A 13,880-nucleotide genomic window follows, 5' to 3' on the forward strand; every position below is an offset into this window, starting at 1 on the left:
TGCAAGCCATAGGCCGACATGGACAGCCGACGTGGACAGACGCATGACATGTGGGAGCCGTAGATGCGGACAGGACGACTGCGGACCGTACACCCCGTCCTGTGGGCCGGCTGGGCCTCACTGGCCGCGGGGGCGGTGCTGTGCGTGGTCGGCTGGTACGGCGTCTCGGGCGAGCGTTTCGCCGAACGGCAGCTGCCCTACCTCGCCTCCTGCACGATCCCGGGCGCCGCGCTGATCGTGGCCGGGGCGGTCCTGCTGACGCACGGGCGCGCGTACGCCGCCACCGCGCGCGTGGAGGAGCTGTACGGCCTGCTGGTGGCCGCCGAACCCGAGGCCGAGGAGTCGGTGACGGCCGCGCCCATCGCCGTCAGCGGCGAGCTGCGGATGGTGCCGGGCGGCACGCTGTGGCACCGCGCGGACTGCCCGCTGGTCGCCGGGAAGGCGGCGGCGGTCCCGGTGGACGGCAAGCTGCTGGCGAGCGGCGACCTCGATCCGTGCCCCATCTGCGAGCCGGACGCGGCGGACTCCTGATGTCCTCCCTCCCCTACGACCTCACGCTCGCCGGCCTCTCGGTCGGCAGCGCCGCGGCACTGACCGGGATCGGCCTGATCGTCACCTACCGGGCGACCGGCGTGCTCAACTTCGCGCACGGGGCGATCGCGATGGTGAGCGCGTACGTACTGCGGCAGTGCGTGGTGGGGTGGGGCTGGCCGTTGTGGCCGGCAGCGGTGGTCACGCTGCTGGTGTTCGCGCCGGGCGTCGGGGTGCTGCTGGAACGGTTCGTCTTCCGTCCCCTGGCGGTCCTCGGCGACGACCCGGCCCAGACCCTCGTCGCGTCCATCGGGGTGTTCGTGCTGCTGGTCGGCGGGGCGGCGCTGGTGTGGGGGCAGGGGGCGCGGGACGACGTTCCGGAGCTGGTGTCGGCGGATCCGTGGGGGCAGCTGACCGTGGTGCTGGTCCTGGCGGTCGGCGTCGGTGCGGTGATCCGCCGGACGCGCTTCGGGCGGGAGCTGCGGGCCGTGGTCGACGACCGGGAGCTGGCCGTGCTCGGCGGGATCGACGCGGACCGGGTGGCCGCGGCGGGCTGGGCGTTCGGGGCGTTCACGGCCGGTCTGACGGGCGTGCTGCTGGCGCCGTACGTGCGTCTGGACCCGTACGGGCTGCCGCTGCTGGTGATGGAGGTCGTGGCGGTCGCGGTGGCGGCGCGGATGCGCAGCCTGCCGATCGCGGTGGTGGTCGCCCTGGGCATCGGGATCGCGCAGAGCCAGCTGACCCGGCTGCACCCGGCGGGCTGGGGCGCGCCGCTGCTACAGGCGGTCGGCGCGAACCTGTTCGTGGTCGCCCTCCTGATCGCCGCGCTGGTCCTGCCCGGCGTCGGCGCCCGCGACGCGTTGCCGCGCCCGGCCACCGTCCGGGTAGCGGCTCCGCCGGGCGCCTGGATCGTGGCCGGGGTGCTGTTCCTGCTGCCGCTCGGCCTGGCGGGCCCGGACCTGCACACGGCGGTCCAGGTGCCCGCGCTGGGCGTGGTCCTGCTGTCCCTGGTGGTGGTCACCGGCCGCGGCGGGCAGATCTCCCTCGGGCAGGCGGCGTACGCGGGACTGGGTGCCCTGTTCACGGCGCTGCTCGCGGCCGGACGCTTCCCGGGTCTGCCCCGCCTCCCCGAACTGCCGGCGCTGGCCGTGGCGGTCCTCCTGGTCGCTCCGCTGGGCCTCCTGACCGGTTGGCCCGCGATCCGCCGCCACGGCCTCGCCCTGGCCCTGGCGACCTTCGCGGTGGGCGTCGGGGTGAGCCGCTTCGTCTTCGCCCAGCCGTATGCCACGTCCGGCCTCGCCCTCGGCCGCCCCGCGGGCTTCGACGAGGACCGCGCGTACTACGTCCTGGAACTCGCCCTGCTGACGGCCGCGCTGCTGGCGACCCGGGCACTGCGCCGGGGCCGCACCGGACGGGCCCTGGCGGCGATGCGCGACCACGAACCGGGCGCCTCCGCGGCGGGCGTACGGGTCCCGTCCCTGAAGCTCCTGGCCTTCGTCTCGGGCGCCGCCCTGGCCGCACTGGGCGGCGCCCTGCTCGGCATGGGCCTCCGGGCCTTCGACGCGGCCGCGTACGACCCTGTACGCGGCCTGCTGTGGTTCGCGGCCGTGATCGTCCTGGGCGCCGACAGCCCCCTGGGCGCCCTGACCGCGGCGGCCCTCCTGGTGGGCCTGGACGCGGGCGCCCGGGGCGGAGTGGCGGCGGCACTGGTGGGGCTCCTGGCGGTGCTGACAGGCCGGTTCCCGGGCGGCCCGTACGAGGTGGTGCGGGCGGTGGGTGAGCGGGTGGGCCTGGGAGCCGGCGCGGGGGTGCGGCGGGGCGCGGTGCTGACGCCGACGGGGGTGCGGGTGCGGGCGAGGCTGAGGCGGGCGGGGGCCGGGGGCCTGCGGCACGGGGGCGGCACGGGAACCGGCGCGGGTGGCGGGGGTACGGCGGGCGGTCGTGGCGGTGCGCGTACGGAGGGCACACGCGGCGACACGGGGCCGACCACCCCACCGGACAGCGAAAGCACAGAAGGCGCACGCAGCCACACCGGCCCGACCACCCCACCGGACAGCGAAAGCACAGAAGGCGCACGCAGCCACACCGGCCCGACCACCCCACCGGACAGCGAAAGCACAGAAGGCGCACGCAGCCACACCGGCCCGACCACCCCACCGGACAGCGAAAGCACAAGAGGCGCACGCGGCCACACCGGGCCGACCACCCCACCGGACAGCGAAAGCACAGAAGGCGCACGCAGCCACACCGGCCCGACCACCCCACCGGACAGCGAAAGCACAGAAGGCGCACGCGGCCACACCGGCCCGACCACCCCACCGGGCAGCGAAAGCGCGCGGGGCAGCACAGACCCCAACACCACGCCCCGCGACGACAGCCCGACGATCGCACCCGGCAGCACCGGCCCCGCCACCGCACCCGGCAGCGCGAGTGCGGCGGGCCCTCCGCGCAGTGCCCGACCGGCCGCCGCACCGGGCCGTTCTGGTGCGGCCTCCTCGCCGGAGCGTGCGGGCGCGGTCGTCCCGGAACGGGCGGGCCCTGTCCGTGGTCCCGCGGCCGCGGCCGGTGGGCGGAGCAGCGGTCCCGGCACGGCACCGGTCGGATCGGCGGCGGACGCCGCGGCGCGGCGGGTGGGCGCCTCGCCCGGACCGACGCACTCCGCAGTCACCGCACACCTTCCGCCGCCCTCCCCACCGACCCGCGAGCCCCTCCTCACCGCCCGTCATCTCCGCGCCCGCTACGGCGGTTTCACCGCGCTGGACGGGGTCGGGCTCGACGTCTCGGCCGGGCGGACCGTCGCCGTCGTCGGGCCGAACGGCGCCGGGAAGAGCACGCTGTTCCACTGTCTCGCCGGCACCCTGCGTCCCGCGCGCGGGCGGGTGCTGTTCGAGGGGCGGGACATCACCCGGCTCCCCGCGCACGCCCGCACCCGGCTCGGGATCGCGCGGACCTTCCAGCAGTTGGCCGTCTTCCCGTCAATGACCGTCGCCGAGAACGTCCGGGTCGGCGCCGAGCAGGGGCGGGTCGCCGATCCGGCGGCCGTGGAGCGGGCGTTGGCGCTGTTCGGGCTCGACGGGCCGGTCCGGTCCCTGCCCGCCGCCGGGCTGCCCACCGGCACGCTGCGCCGGGTCGAGCTGGCCCGCGCGTTCGCGGGAAGCCCGCGTGTGCTGCTGCTCGACGAGCCCGCCGCCGGTCTCGACACCGCCGAGGTGACCGCGCTCGCCCGGGTGCTGGGCGCGCTGGCCGCCGAGGGCACCGCCCTGCTCGTCGTCGAGCACGACCTCGACCTGGTCGCCGGCCTCGCCGACGTCGTACACGTGATGGCGGCCGGCCGGATCGTCGCCTCGGGCCCGCCCGACCGCGTCCTCGACGCCCTGCCCGCGCGGGAGGCCCCCGCATGACGATCTCCCTGCGGCACGCGCGCGTGCGCTACGGCCCCCTCGAAGCCCTGCACGGTGTCACCCTCACCGCCCCTGCCCCCGGCCTCACCGTCCTGCTGGGCCGCAACGGGTCCGGCCGTACGACGACACTGCGGGCGCTGGCCGGGGTCGTCCCGCTCTCCGCGGGCGCGGTGATCTGGGACGGGGCGGACGTGACCCGGATGCCCGCGTTCGAGCGGGCGCGCCGCGGACTGTGCCTGGTTCCCGAACGGCGGGCGGTGTTCGCTTCGCTGACCGTGCGGGAGAACCTGGAGCTCGTCGCGGCGGACCTCCCGGACCACCTCCCCTACCCCGAACTCGAGCCCCTGCTCACGCGCCGCGCCGGCACCCTCTCCGGTGGAGAGCAGCGCATGCTCGCCCTCTCCCGTGCCCTGGCACTGTCGGCACGCGCGCGCGTGGTCCTCGTCGACGAGCCGACCCAGGGCTTGGCCCCGGCGGTCGCGGCCCGTACCTACGACCTGCTGGCCTCGCTCGACGCGTGCGTGGTCCTCGCCGAGCAGCGACTGCCGCCCGCGCTCCACGGCCGACGGGTCCTCGTCCACGAACTGGGGCGCGGCGCGGTCGTGTTCAGCGGCGAGGCGGCCGAGAGGCCGGCACGGACAGCACGAACGAGATAGACGGGACAGACAGGACAGACGGGACAGCCGTAGCGGCCCCACCCGGTCGCGAACCGGATGGGGCCACCTTGTCCCGGAGGGGGAACGGATCAGAGCACGAGGCGCTGTCCGGGCACGATCAGGTCGGGGTCACCGCCGACGACGGCCTTGTTGTCGGCGTAGACCCGCTGCCAGGTGAGCCCGTGCCGGGCCGCGATGGTGCTGAGGGTGTCGCCCTGGCGGACGGTGTAGTCGCCGCGGGACGTCCCGCGCGAGGTCTGGCTCGCCGAGCGCTCCGCCGCCGAAGAGGAGCTCGAATTCGAGGAGCTCGACTTCGAAGAGCCGGAGTTCGAAGAGCCCGAGTCCGAAGAGCCGGAGTAGGACTTCGACGAGCTCGACTCGGTGGAACTCGACGTGCCGGAGGACGAACCGTTCGACGGCGCGCTGCCGGACGCTCCGGCGCGCGCCGAGCAGGTCGGCCACGCGCCCCACCCCTGCGCCTTCTGCACCTTGGCGGCGACGGAGATCTGCTGTGCCTTGCTGGCCTTGTCGGCGGTGGACGCGTAGGCGGTACCGCCGTACGCGGCCCAGGTGGAGGCGGAGAACTGGAGCCCGCCGTAGTACCCGTTGCCGGTGTTGATGTGCCAGTTGCCGCCGCTCTCGCACTGGGCGATGCGGTCCCACACCCCGCTGTCGGCCGCCGCGGCGTTGCCGGTCGCGGACAGCAGTCCGAGAGGGGCGAGCAGGACCGCCCCGGCGAGGACCGCCGTCTTGAGCGACGACTTGCGGGTGTGGTTATCGGCACATTCGGACATGTAGATCCCTCTCTACGGACCCGGGCTCCCCCTGACCGGAGCGCATCGGCCGCGCAGGGACGCGGTCGTCGCGCTCCGTCCCGTCCGTCGGCGGTCATGCTGCGCGTTGTCTGGCTCTGCGCGGCCGGCGGACGTACCCGAGCGGTGCTCGTTGCACACGGCGGAGCAATCTAGGGACCCTGACGAGCTGTTATCAACCAACTCCCTGTTGTCCCAGGCCAGTTGATGGTTACCGCAGGTAGCGGCGAATTCCGGCTACCTATTTCATTCACTCATTTCATGATTTGTCGACCTGACACGCGAACAAACTGTGAGTCAGTTCACCGGACCAAGTTCCGTAACCTCCCCGTTACTTGACATGGAGTGCCTGATTCCGCACGCAACGTGACCGCACGCGCAGGATGGTTCGATTCCGTTCGCCGTGCAGCGTGACTCCCGCCACAGCTCGCCCGTTGTCTTCTTCATGAGCCGGGGACCCACCCGGACCACGAGCCGGAGCCACCCGGCCTCGCCCACGCACCGCATCCGAGGGAGTCACCCGTGCCGCGCATGCTCGACGTCAGCGACGAGGTACGCGCCGAGATCGGCGACGAAGAAGCCGACCGGCTGCTCGCCGGAAACAACGCCCCGGGCAGTTACGACTGCACGTCCTGCCGCACCCCGGGCGACTCCGAGAACGAGCGCACCAGCACCGTCCTGTTCATCGGGGACGAGACCGCCGTCCTCGCCTTCGCCCACGCCACCTGCCTGCCCTCCCAGATCGTCCAGGTCACCGAGGAACAGCTCCAGGGCGCGGTCCGCTCCATCAGCGGCGACACCGTCGACCTGGACCCCGACAAGGTCGTACCCGAGCAGGCCGTGCTCGGCGTGACCAGCGGACTCGTCCTGATCGCCGGGGAGTTGCACCCGGCCCTGGTCGTCGAGCCGACCGCGCCCATCGTGCGGCCCGGCACGACCGGCGCCGGCGACGACTTCCTCCCCCTCCTCATCGAGCAGGGCTTCATGCCGCTGAGCGAGCTGACCGAGGTGCCGCCGGTGCAGCACGGCTGGTCCGTGCTGCTGGCGATGGGGCAGCTGCACGCCGTCCTGCAGCCCTCGGCGAACGGCGGGCAGCCGGTCGCATGGTGGCAGGCGCATCAGCCGCTGCAGGTGACGGAGGGGTGGCGGGCCGCCGCCAACAAGCACCAGCAGGTGCTGATGTTCGCAGCGCCGGTGGGCTCGATCGGGCGCCAGCCCAGGGAGGACCTGCTGCGGGACGCGCTCGACAAGGCCGCGGCGAACGGGCAGTTGGTGGGAGCCGCTCTCCCTCTCGCCGGTATCTGAGAGCGCCTTGGGGACGGGGACTGCGGGTTGCACGGCGGCCACAGGTTCGTTCGTGGCTTGTCGCGCCCACGCGGCGGAGCCGCATATGAACGCAGCCCCGCGCCCCTTCGGGCAGGCCGCACAACCGCATCTCTTCACGGCACGCGTCGTTTGGACATACGTGCACACCTACGACGTTCCCCGCCGCCCGTCCTACCAGTCGATCCCGTCCGCGCGACCGGCTCAGGAATCCTCGGGCGGCCCATCGGCCACGCCGATCTACGACGCTCTCTACTCCGAGTACGTCAAGACGTTCCGCTCGCTGCCGGGTGACCGCAGCGGCGAGGAAGAGCTGGGCTTCACCGCCTTCGGGAACATCCCGTACAGCACGGGCTCGTACGCACCACCCCGCCCGGGATCGTTCAGCAGCTCCTACAGCGCCTACAGCGCGGGGGCGCAGAGCGCGCGCCACGGGATCGGACAGCAGTCCCAGTGGCAGCGGGTCGGGCAGATCGGCCAGCAGCAGACGCCCACCACGACGCACCACATCCCGGCGGCACTCCCGCCGGCGCCCCGAAGGGCCTTCTGACGGGTCCGCACATGGCTGGAGGGCGGCACCCGTGACGGGTGCCGCCCTCCAGCCATGTCGCCGTCGCCGCTACGTCTTCGTCGCCGCTACTTCTTCTTCTACTTCTTCTTCGCGCCGCGCTTCTCGCGCACCCGCACCGAGATATGGATCGGAGTGCCCTCGAAGCCGAACTCCTCGCGCAGCCGGCGCTCGATGAAGCGCCGGTAGCCCGCCTCGATGAACCCGGAGGCGAACAGGACGAAGCGCGGGGGCTTGGTGCCGGCCTGGGTGCCGAAGAGGATGCGCGGCTGCTTGCCGCCCCGGACCGGGTGCGGGTGGGCCGCGACCAGCTCGCCGAGGAAGGCGTTCAGCCGGCCCGTCGGCACGCGGGTCTCCCAGCCGGCGAGGGCGGTCTCGATCGCCGGGACGAGCTTCTCCATGTGCCGCCCGGTGCGCGCCGAGACGTTCACCCGCGGCGCCCACGCCACCTGAGCGAACTCGGTCTCGATCTCGCGCTCCAGGTAGTAGCGGCGCTCCTCGTCGAGGGTGTCCCACTTGTTGTAGGCGATGACGAGCGCGCGGCCCGCGTCGACGGCCATGGTGACGATCCGCTGGTCCTGGACCGAGATGGACTCGGAGGCGTCGATCAGGATGACCGCCACCTCGGCCTTCTCGACGGCGGCCGCGGTGCGCAGCGAGGCGTAGTAGTCGGCGCCCTGCTGGAGGTGGACACGCTTGCGGATGCCCGCCGTGTCGACGAACTTCCAGGTCACGCCGCCCAGTTCGATCAGCTCGTCGACCGGGTCGCGGGTGGTGCCCGCGACCTCGTTGACGACGACGCGCTCCTCGTTCGCCACCTTGTTCAGCAGCGAGGACTTGCCGACGTTCGGGCGGCCGATGAGCGCGATGCGGCGCGGGCCGCCGACCGCGGTCCCGAAGCTCTGCTCGGGTGCCTCCGGCAGCGCCTCCAGGACGGCGTCCAGCATGTCGCCGGTGCCGCGGCCGTGCAGAGCGGAGATCGGGTGCGGCTCGCCGAGTCCCAGGGACCACAGGTAGGCCGCGTCGGCCTCACCGCTCGGGCCGTCGACCTTGTTGGCGGCCAGCACGACGGGCTTGCCGGCCTTGCGCAGCAGACGTACGACCGCCTCGTCGGTGTCGGTCGCGCCGACCTTGGCGTCGACGACGAAGACGACGGCGTCGGCGGCCTCGATCGCGTACTCGGCCTGCGCGGCCACGGAGGCGTCGATGCCGAGGACGTCCTGCTCCCAGCCGCCGGTGTCGACGAGCTTGAAGCGGCGGCCCGCCCACTCGGCCTCGTAGGTGACGCGGTCGCGGGTGACGCCCGGCTTGTCCTCGACGACGGCCTCACGGCGGCCGATGATCCGGTTCACCAGGGTCGACTTGCCGACGTTCGGGCGGCCGATGACGGCGAGCACCGGCAGCGGCCCGTGGCCGGCGGCCTCGATCGCCCCCTCGACGTCCTCGAGGTCGAAGCCCTCTACCGCGGCGAGCTCCATGAACTCCGCGTACTCGGCGTCGCCGAGCGCCCCGTGATCGTGCTCGAAGCCGTCCGAGCCGTCGGGCTGGGTGTGGTCGTTCATGAAGTCCGTACCTCGTCGTTCATTCGTGGTGATCGGTGGAGCACCCGATTCGTTCGGGTTGATCCACTACTCGGTATTCAGTGTCGCTCAGCGCCCTGTCAGGCGCCTGGCGTTTTCCAGGTGGTCGGCCAGCTGCTTCTGGATGCGTTCGGTCGCCTCGTCGAGCGCCTTGCGGGTCCGCCGTCCGCTGCCGTCGCCCGCGTCGAAGGGGTCGCCGAAGACGACGTCGACCCGGGAGCGCAGCGGCGGCAGCGCCTTTATCAACCGTCCGCGCCGCTCGGAACTTCCCAGCACGGCGACGGGCACGATCGGCGCCCCGCCGCGGACGGCGAAGTAGGCGAGCCCGGCGCGCAGGGCGGCGAAGTCGCCCTCGCCCCGGGTGCCCTCCGGGAAGATCCCGAGGACCCCGCCGTTCTCCAGCACGCCCAGCGCGCGGGTGATCGCCTTGCGGTCGGTGGTCTCGCGGTCGACCTTGATCTGGCCGATGCGGGTCATGAACGGGTCGAGGGGGCCGACGAACGCCTCCTTCTTGACCAGGAAGTGCGAGGGCCGGGGCGCCACGCCGATGACCATCGGGCCGTCGATGTTGTGGGAGTGGTTGACCGCGAAGATCACCGGGCCGCTCGCGGGCACCTTCCAGGCGCCCAGCACGCGCGGCTTCCACAGCCCGTACATCAGGCCGACGCCGATCCGCCGCCCGACCTCGGCGCCCCTCTCGGAGGGCAGCTCGCTCACTTCGCGGCCCGCTTCTCCTCGACGAGGGTGACGACGCACTCGATGACCTGGGTCAGCGTCAGCTCGGTGGTGTCCACCTCGACGGCGTCGTCCGCCTTGGCGAGCGGAGAGGTCTTGCGGGAGGAGTCGGCGGCGTCCCGCCGGATCAGCGCCTCACGGGTGCTGTGGACGTCCGTGCCCTTCAGCTCGCCACTGCGGCGGGCGGCACGGGCCTCCGGCGAGGCGGTGAGGAAGATCTTCAGATCGGCGTCGGGCAGCACGGTCGTACCGATGTCCCGCCCCTCGACGACGATCCCCCGCTCGGCGGAGGCCGCCAGCGATCGCTGGAGCTCGGTGATCCGGGCCCGCACCTCCGGTACGGCGCTCACCGCGCTGACCTTGGCGGTGACCTCCTGGGTGCGGATGGGCCCGGCCACATCCGTCCCGTCGACCGTGATGGTCGGGGCGGCCGGGTCGGTGCCGGAGAGGATCTCCGGCTTACCGGCGACGGCGGCGATCGCCGAGGGGTCCTCGATGTCGATCCCGTTGTTCACCATCCACCACGTGATCGCCCGGTACTGGGCGCCGGTGTCCAGGTAGCTCAGCCCGAGCCGGGCGGCCACGGCCTTGGACGTGCTCGACTTGCCCGTGCCGGAGGGGCCGTCGATGGCGACAATCACGGGCTGGGCGGCGCCGTTTTCCACGGGGGGACACCTTCCTGGTGCGAGGCGGCGGATGTACGGGGCGCGACTGTGCCCCGCACAAGGTTACCGGGCACCGGTCACTCGTCCGGCCGCGCGTCGGGTGCCTGATCGGCGCCGGTGTGTTTCCAGCCCGTTGGGGGGTCCCACTCCGGGGAGCGGGGGACGACGCTCCTTCAGGGCCGAAACGGGGGTCTGGGGGCGGCAGCGCCCGGCAACGCCCACACCCACGCCGGGTGCCTACTGCCGGATCGCCCAGCCCCTCTCCCGCAACGCCGCCGAAAGAACGGGCGCCGACTTCGGCTCGACCAGCAACTGCACCAGACCCGCCTGCTGCCCCGTCGCGTGCTCGATGCGAACATCCTCGATGTTCACCCCCGCCAGACCGGCGTCGGCGAAGATGCGGGCCAGCTGCCCCGGCTGGTCGTCGATCAGCACCGCGACCACCTCGTACACCCGCGGAGCGGCCCCATGCTTGCCGGGCACGCGGACCTGGCCGGCGTTGCCGCGGCGCAGGACGTCCTCGATGCCGTCGGCGCCCTCGCGACGCTTGGCGTCGTCGGAGGACTGGAGGGCGCGCAGGGCCTGCACCGTCTCGTCCAGGTCGGCGGCGACGTCGGTGAGCAGGTCGGCGACCGGGCCGGGGTTCGCGGACAGGATGTCCATCCACATCCCGGGGTCGGAGGCGGCGATCCGGGTGACGTCCCGGATGCCCTGCCCGCACAGCCGTACGGCGGCCTCCTCGGCGTGCTCCAGGCGCGCCGCGACCATGCTGGAGACCAGGTGGGGCATGTGGGAGACCAGCGCCACCGCGCGGTCGTGGGCGTCCGCGTCCATGACCACCGGGACGGCCCGGCAGTGCGAGACCAGCTCCAGGGCCAGGTTCAGCACCTCGGTGTCGGTGTCCCGGGTCGGGGTGAGGACCCAGGGGCGTCCCTCGAACAGGTCGCCGGTCGCGGCCAGTGGCCCGGACTTCTCCCGCCCCGACATGGGGTGCGTGCCGATGTACGCCGACAGGTCGAGGCCGAGCGCCTGCAGCTCGCGGCGCGGCCCGCCCTTGACGCTGGCCACGTCGAGGTAGCCGCGGGCCGCTCCCCGGCGCATCGCGTCGGCGAGGACACCCGCCACGTGGGCGGGCGGGGCGGCGACGATCGCGAGGTCGACCGGGCCCTCGGGCTCCTCGTCGGTGCCGGCGCCGAGCGCGGCGGCCGTACGGGCCTGCTCGGGGTCGTGGTCGGCGAGGTGGACGACGACGCCGCGCTGGGCGAGGGCCAGGGCGGCGGAGGTGCCGATCAGCCCGGTTCCGATGACGAGCGCGGTCCTCACTGGGCGATGTCCTTGCGCAGGGCGGCCGCGGCACCGAGGTAGACGTGGTTGATGTCGGCGCGCGGCCGGTCGGACTCGATGTGCGCGAGGATGCGGACGACCCGCGGCATGGCGCCCTCGATGTCGAGTTCCTGGGCGCAGATCAGCGGTACGTCGACGATGCCGAGCTTGCGCGCCGCGGCCGCCGGGAAATCGCTGTGCAGGTCGGGCGTGGCCGTGAACCAGATGCTGATCAGGTCGTCGGCGCTGAGGGAGTTCCGCTCCAGGACTGCGGTGAGCAGGGCCCCGACCTGCTCGTCCATGTGCCCGGCCTCGTCGCGTTCCAGTTGGACGGCTCCCCGGACCGCTCGTACCGCCACGGCGCTGCTCCTCGCTCAAGTGCTGATGTGCTGGGTGTTGGGTGGTGCTGATGTACGGCGCTTGCCGCATCCAGCGTAGTCAGCCCGGGTCGGTCCGGTGCGCGCCGCCCGCGTGCCGAGACGACAGCGCCCCCGTACGCCCTTTACGACGGGTGCGGCCTGCGCTCTCATGACACTCTGACGGCAGGACACCCGCATCGGGGAAGGCCCGACATGAAGCGTCCAGGACCCCTGCTCACCCTTCTCGCGGGACTGGTGCTCGGCCTGTTCCTGCTGACGCTCGACGCGACGACGGGGACGAAGACCGCCTCGTCCCCGTACGAGGAGAAGTCACCGAGCCCGGCCCCCACCCGCAGCACGGTCTCCCCCTCCCCCTCCCCCACTCCCTCCCGGACCCCGGCCCCGGCCCCGAACGCCGACTACGCCGGGCGCACCGACGACGACGCGGCGGCGATCGCCGTCTCCGTCCGTGACGGCAGGGCGATCGCGTACTTCTGCGACGGCCGCACCCAGGAGTCCTGGCTCAAGGGCGACGTGCAGGACGACGGCACACTGCGGCTGACGGGGAAGAACGGCGCGAAGCTGGACGGCACGCTCCACGACAACAAGCGGATCGACGGCACGGTCGACGTCGGCGGCGGGCACCACGCGTTCACCGCGGACCGGGCGAAGAAGCCGTCCGGGCTGTGGCGGGCGACGGCCACGGTGCGCTCCGCGAAGATCGACGGCGGCTGGATCGTCCTGAAGGACGGCACCCAGGTCGGCATCCTCACCCGCGACGGCAAGCCCTCCCCCGCGCCCCGCATCGACCCGGAGACCGGCACGGTGACGGTCGACGGACAGCAGCTCACGGCCCGCCCCGCCACCCCCTGACCCTCGAACGCCTGACCCCTGACCCCTGACCCCTTCGAGCAGGGAGCCTTCATGACCGTCGACCCGAACGCCGCCACCCAGGGTTTCCCCTCCCCCGAGCCCGCGCGGGGCGGCCCGCACCCGGCCCGCTACCTGGTCCCGGCGCTCGTCGCCGCCGCGGTGGCCGTCGCCCTGGGCGTGTACGGCAACGTCCACGACCCGGCCGGGACGGCCTTCAACCTGGCCGGCTTCAGCAGCACGGGCGCGGTGAAGTCCTGGCTGGCGACGGCCGCGATCTTCTTCGCGCTCGTCCAGCTCACATCGGCGCTGATGCTGTACGGGAAGCTGCCGGGCCCCGGCTGGTCCGGGACCCTGCACCGCTGGTCGGGCCGGGCGGCCTTCCTGATCGCCGTGCCGGTTGCGGTGCACTGCCTGTACGCGCTCGGCTTTCAGACATACGAGACGCGCGTCATGTGGCACTCCCTCCTGGGTTGCTTCTTCTTCGGCGCCTTCAGTGCCAAGATGCTGCTGCTCCGGTCGGAGCGACTCCCGGGATGGCTGCTGCCGATCGTCGGCGGACTCGTCTTCGCCGTCCTCACGATCATCTGGCTGACCTCGGCCCTCTGGTTCTTCCGCACCTTCGGAGTGACGACATGACCCTCCCCGCGACACGGCGCACGGTTCTCCTGGCGGCGGGCGGCGCGGCAGCGGCGCTCACGGCGGCTTGCAGCAACTACGGCGCCGACAACTCCTCGTCCTCGTCCGGGAAGTCGTCGGCGGCCGGCGGCCAGGAACTGGCGAAGACGACCGACATCCCCGTCGGCGGCGGCAAGATCTTCGCCGACGAGAAGGTCGTCGTCACCCAGCCGGCGAAGGACGACTTCAAGGCGTTCTCCGCGGTCTGCACGCACCAGGGCTGCACGGTCGCCAGCATCGCCGACGGCATCATCCACTGCCCCTGCCACAAGAGCGAGTTCCGCATCGCCGACGGCTCGGTGGCCGGCGGCCCGGCACCGGGGCCGCTGCCCGCGAAACAGATCACGGTCACGGGCGGCACGATCAAGCTGGCCTGAGC

General features: G+C 73.0%; 14 protein-coding genes. 8 read left to right on the top strand and 6 right to left on the bottom strand.

Going from position 1 to position 13,880, the window contains the following annotated elements; all coding sequences use genetic code 11:
* Positions 1 to 63: 63 nt before the first annotated feature.
* The 3 genes from OG289_RS12450 to OG289_RS12460 are packed head-to-tail and all read left to right on the top strand — an operon-like array spanning position 64 to position 4,588.
* The gene (locus tag OG289_RS12450) at positions 64 to 531 is read left to right on the top strand and encodes a hypothetical protein (protein WP_327314068.1); all 468 of its coding nucleotides are present in this window, start codon (positions 64 to 66) and stop codon (positions 529 to 531) included.
* Positions 531 to 3,932, top strand: a complete 3,402-nt coding sequence (locus OG289_RS12455; RefSeq protein WP_327314069.1) for an ABC transporter permease subunit — start codon at positions 531 to 533, stop codon at positions 3,930 to 3,932. The genes OG289_RS12450 and OG289_RS12455 overlap by 1 nt, the downstream gene beginning before the upstream one ends.
* Positions 3,929 to 4,588: an ABC transporter ATP-binding protein gene (locus OG289_RS12460; RefSeq protein ID WP_327314070.1), complete on the top strand. Its 660-nt coding sequence runs from the start codon at positions 3,929 to 3,931 to the stop codon at positions 4,586 to 4,588. The genes OG289_RS12455 and OG289_RS12460 overlap by 4 nt, the downstream gene beginning before the upstream one ends.
* Positions 4,589 to 4,677: 89 nt before the next feature.
* Here the strand turns inward: OG289_RS12460 and OG289_RS12465 are convergent, their stop codons facing one another.
* The gene (locus tag OG289_RS12465; protein ID WP_327314071.1) at positions 4,678 to 5,382 is read right to left on the bottom strand and encodes a LysM peptidoglycan-binding domain-containing protein; all 705 of its coding nucleotides are present in this window, start codon (positions 5,380 to 5,382) and stop codon (positions 4,678 to 4,680) included.
* A 540-nt stretch (positions 5,383 to 5,922) separates the two neighbouring features.
* On the opposite strand from OG289_RS12465, the gene OG289_RS12470 reads away from it, so the two are divergent.
* Together OG289_RS12470 and OG289_RS12475 are read left to right on the top strand one after the other, a co-directional pair.
* On the top strand, positions 5,923 to 6,705 hold the full coding sequence (locus OG289_RS12470) for a hypothetical protein (protein ID WP_327314072.1): 783 nt from the start codon (positions 5,923 to 5,925) through the stop codon (positions 6,703 to 6,705).
* A 160-nt stretch (positions 6,706 to 6,865) separates the two neighbouring features.
* Positions 6,866 to 7,273, top strand: coding sequence for a hypothetical protein (locus tag OG289_RS12475; RefSeq protein ID WP_327320655.1), 408 nt, complete (start codon positions 6,866 to 6,868; stop codon positions 7,271 to 7,273).
* Between the two features lie 98 nt (positions 7,274 to 7,371).
* On the opposite strand, the gene der is transcribed toward OG289_RS12475, so the two are convergent.
* The 5 genes from der to aroH form a co-directional block, all read right to left on the bottom strand.
* Entirely contained in the window at positions 7,372 to 8,853 is a 1,482-nt protein-coding gene (der, locus tag OG289_RS12480; RefSeq protein ID WP_327314073.1) for a ribosome biogenesis GTPase Der, read from the bottom strand.
* A gap of 87 nt (positions 8,854 to 8,940) precedes the next feature.
* The gene (locus OG289_RS12485; protein WP_442819078.1) at positions 8,941 to 9,528 is read right to left on the bottom strand and encodes a lysophospholipid acyltransferase family protein; all 588 of its coding nucleotides are present in this window, start codon (positions 9,526 to 9,528) and stop codon (positions 8,941 to 8,943) included.
* 56 nt (positions 9,529 to 9,584) lie between these two features.
* Positions 9,585 to 10,271, bottom strand: coding sequence for a (d)CMP kinase (gene cmk, locus OG289_RS12490; RefSeq protein WP_327314075.1), 687 nt, complete (start codon positions 10,269 to 10,271; stop codon positions 9,585 to 9,587).
* 237 nt (positions 10,272 to 10,508) lie between these two features.
* On the bottom strand, positions 10,509 to 11,594 hold the full coding sequence (locus OG289_RS12495; protein WP_327314076.1) for a prephenate dehydrogenase: 1,086 nt from the start codon (positions 11,592 to 11,594) through the stop codon (positions 10,509 to 10,511).
* Positions 11,591 to 11,953, bottom strand: a complete 363-nt coding sequence (aroH, locus tag OG289_RS12500; RefSeq protein WP_327314077.1) for a chorismate mutase — start codon at positions 11,951 to 11,953, stop codon at positions 11,591 to 11,593. The genes OG289_RS12495 and aroH overlap by 4 nt, the downstream gene beginning before the upstream one ends.
* A gap of 213 nt (positions 11,954 to 12,166) precedes the next feature.
* Between aroH and OG289_RS12505 the strand changes: the two genes are divergently transcribed.
* The 3 genes from OG289_RS12505 to OG289_RS12515 are packed head-to-tail and all read left to right on the top strand — an operon-like array spanning position 12,167 to position 13,878.
* Complete coding sequence (locus tag OG289_RS12505; protein WP_327314078.1) at positions 12,167 to 12,826, top strand: hypothetical protein; 660 nt, start codon at positions 12,167 to 12,169, stop codon at positions 12,824 to 12,826.
* Positions 12,827 to 12,877: 51 nt separating this feature from the next.
* Positions 12,878 to 13,462 carry a DUF6529 family protein gene (locus OG289_RS12510; protein ID WP_327314079.1) on the top strand — a complete coding sequence of 195 codons (585 nt, stop codon included), beginning with the start codon at positions 12,878 to 12,880 and terminating at the stop codon, positions 13,460 to 13,462.
* The gene (locus OG289_RS12515) at positions 13,459 to 13,878 is read left to right on the top strand and encodes a Rieske (2Fe-2S) protein (protein WP_327314080.1); all 420 of its coding nucleotides are present in this window, start codon (positions 13,459 to 13,461) and stop codon (positions 13,876 to 13,878) included. The genes OG289_RS12510 and OG289_RS12515 overlap by 4 nt, the downstream gene beginning before the upstream one ends.
* The last annotated feature ends 2 nt before the right edge of the window (positions 13,879 to 13,880 follow it).

The organism is Streptomyces sp. NBC_01235, from assembly GCF_035989285.1.
Taxonomy (GTDB): Bacteria; Actinomycetota; Actinomycetes; order Streptomycetales; family Streptomycetaceae; genus Streptomyces.

Coding starts and splice junctions, on each gene's coding strand:
- OG289_RS12450 (WP_327314068.1), top strand. CDS start 64: ATGCGGACAGGACGACTGCGGACCGTACACCCCGTCCTGTGGGCCGGC.
- OG289_RS12510 (WP_327314079.1), top strand. CDS start 12,878: ATGACCGTCGACCCGAACGCCGCCACCCAGGGTTTCCCCTCCCCCGAG.
- der (WP_327314073.1), bottom strand. CDS start 8,853: ATGAACGACCACACCCAGCCCGACGGCTCGGACGGCTTCGAGCACGAT.
- OG289_RS12460 (WP_327314070.1), top strand. CDS start 3,929: ATGACGATCTCCCTGCGGCACGCGCGCGTGCGCTACGGCCCCCTCGAA.
- OG289_RS12465 (WP_327314071.1), bottom strand. CDS start 5,382: ATGTCCGAATGTGCCGATAACCACACCCGCAAGTCGTCGCTCAAGACG.
- OG289_RS12485 (WP_442819078.1), bottom strand. CDS start 9,528: ATGTACGGGCTGTGGAAGCCGCGCGTGCTGGGCGCCTGGAAGGTGCCC.
- OG289_RS12515 (WP_327314080.1), top strand. CDS start 13,459: ATGACCCTCCCCGCGACACGGCGCACGGTTCTCCTGGCGGCGGGCGGC.
- OG289_RS12505 (WP_327314078.1), top strand. CDS start 12,167: ATGAAGCGTCCAGGACCCCTGCTCACCCTTCTCGCGGGACTGGTGCTC.
- OG289_RS12455 (WP_327314069.1), top strand. CDS start 531: ATGTCCTCCCTCCCCTACGACCTCACGCTCGCCGGCCTCTCGGTCGGC.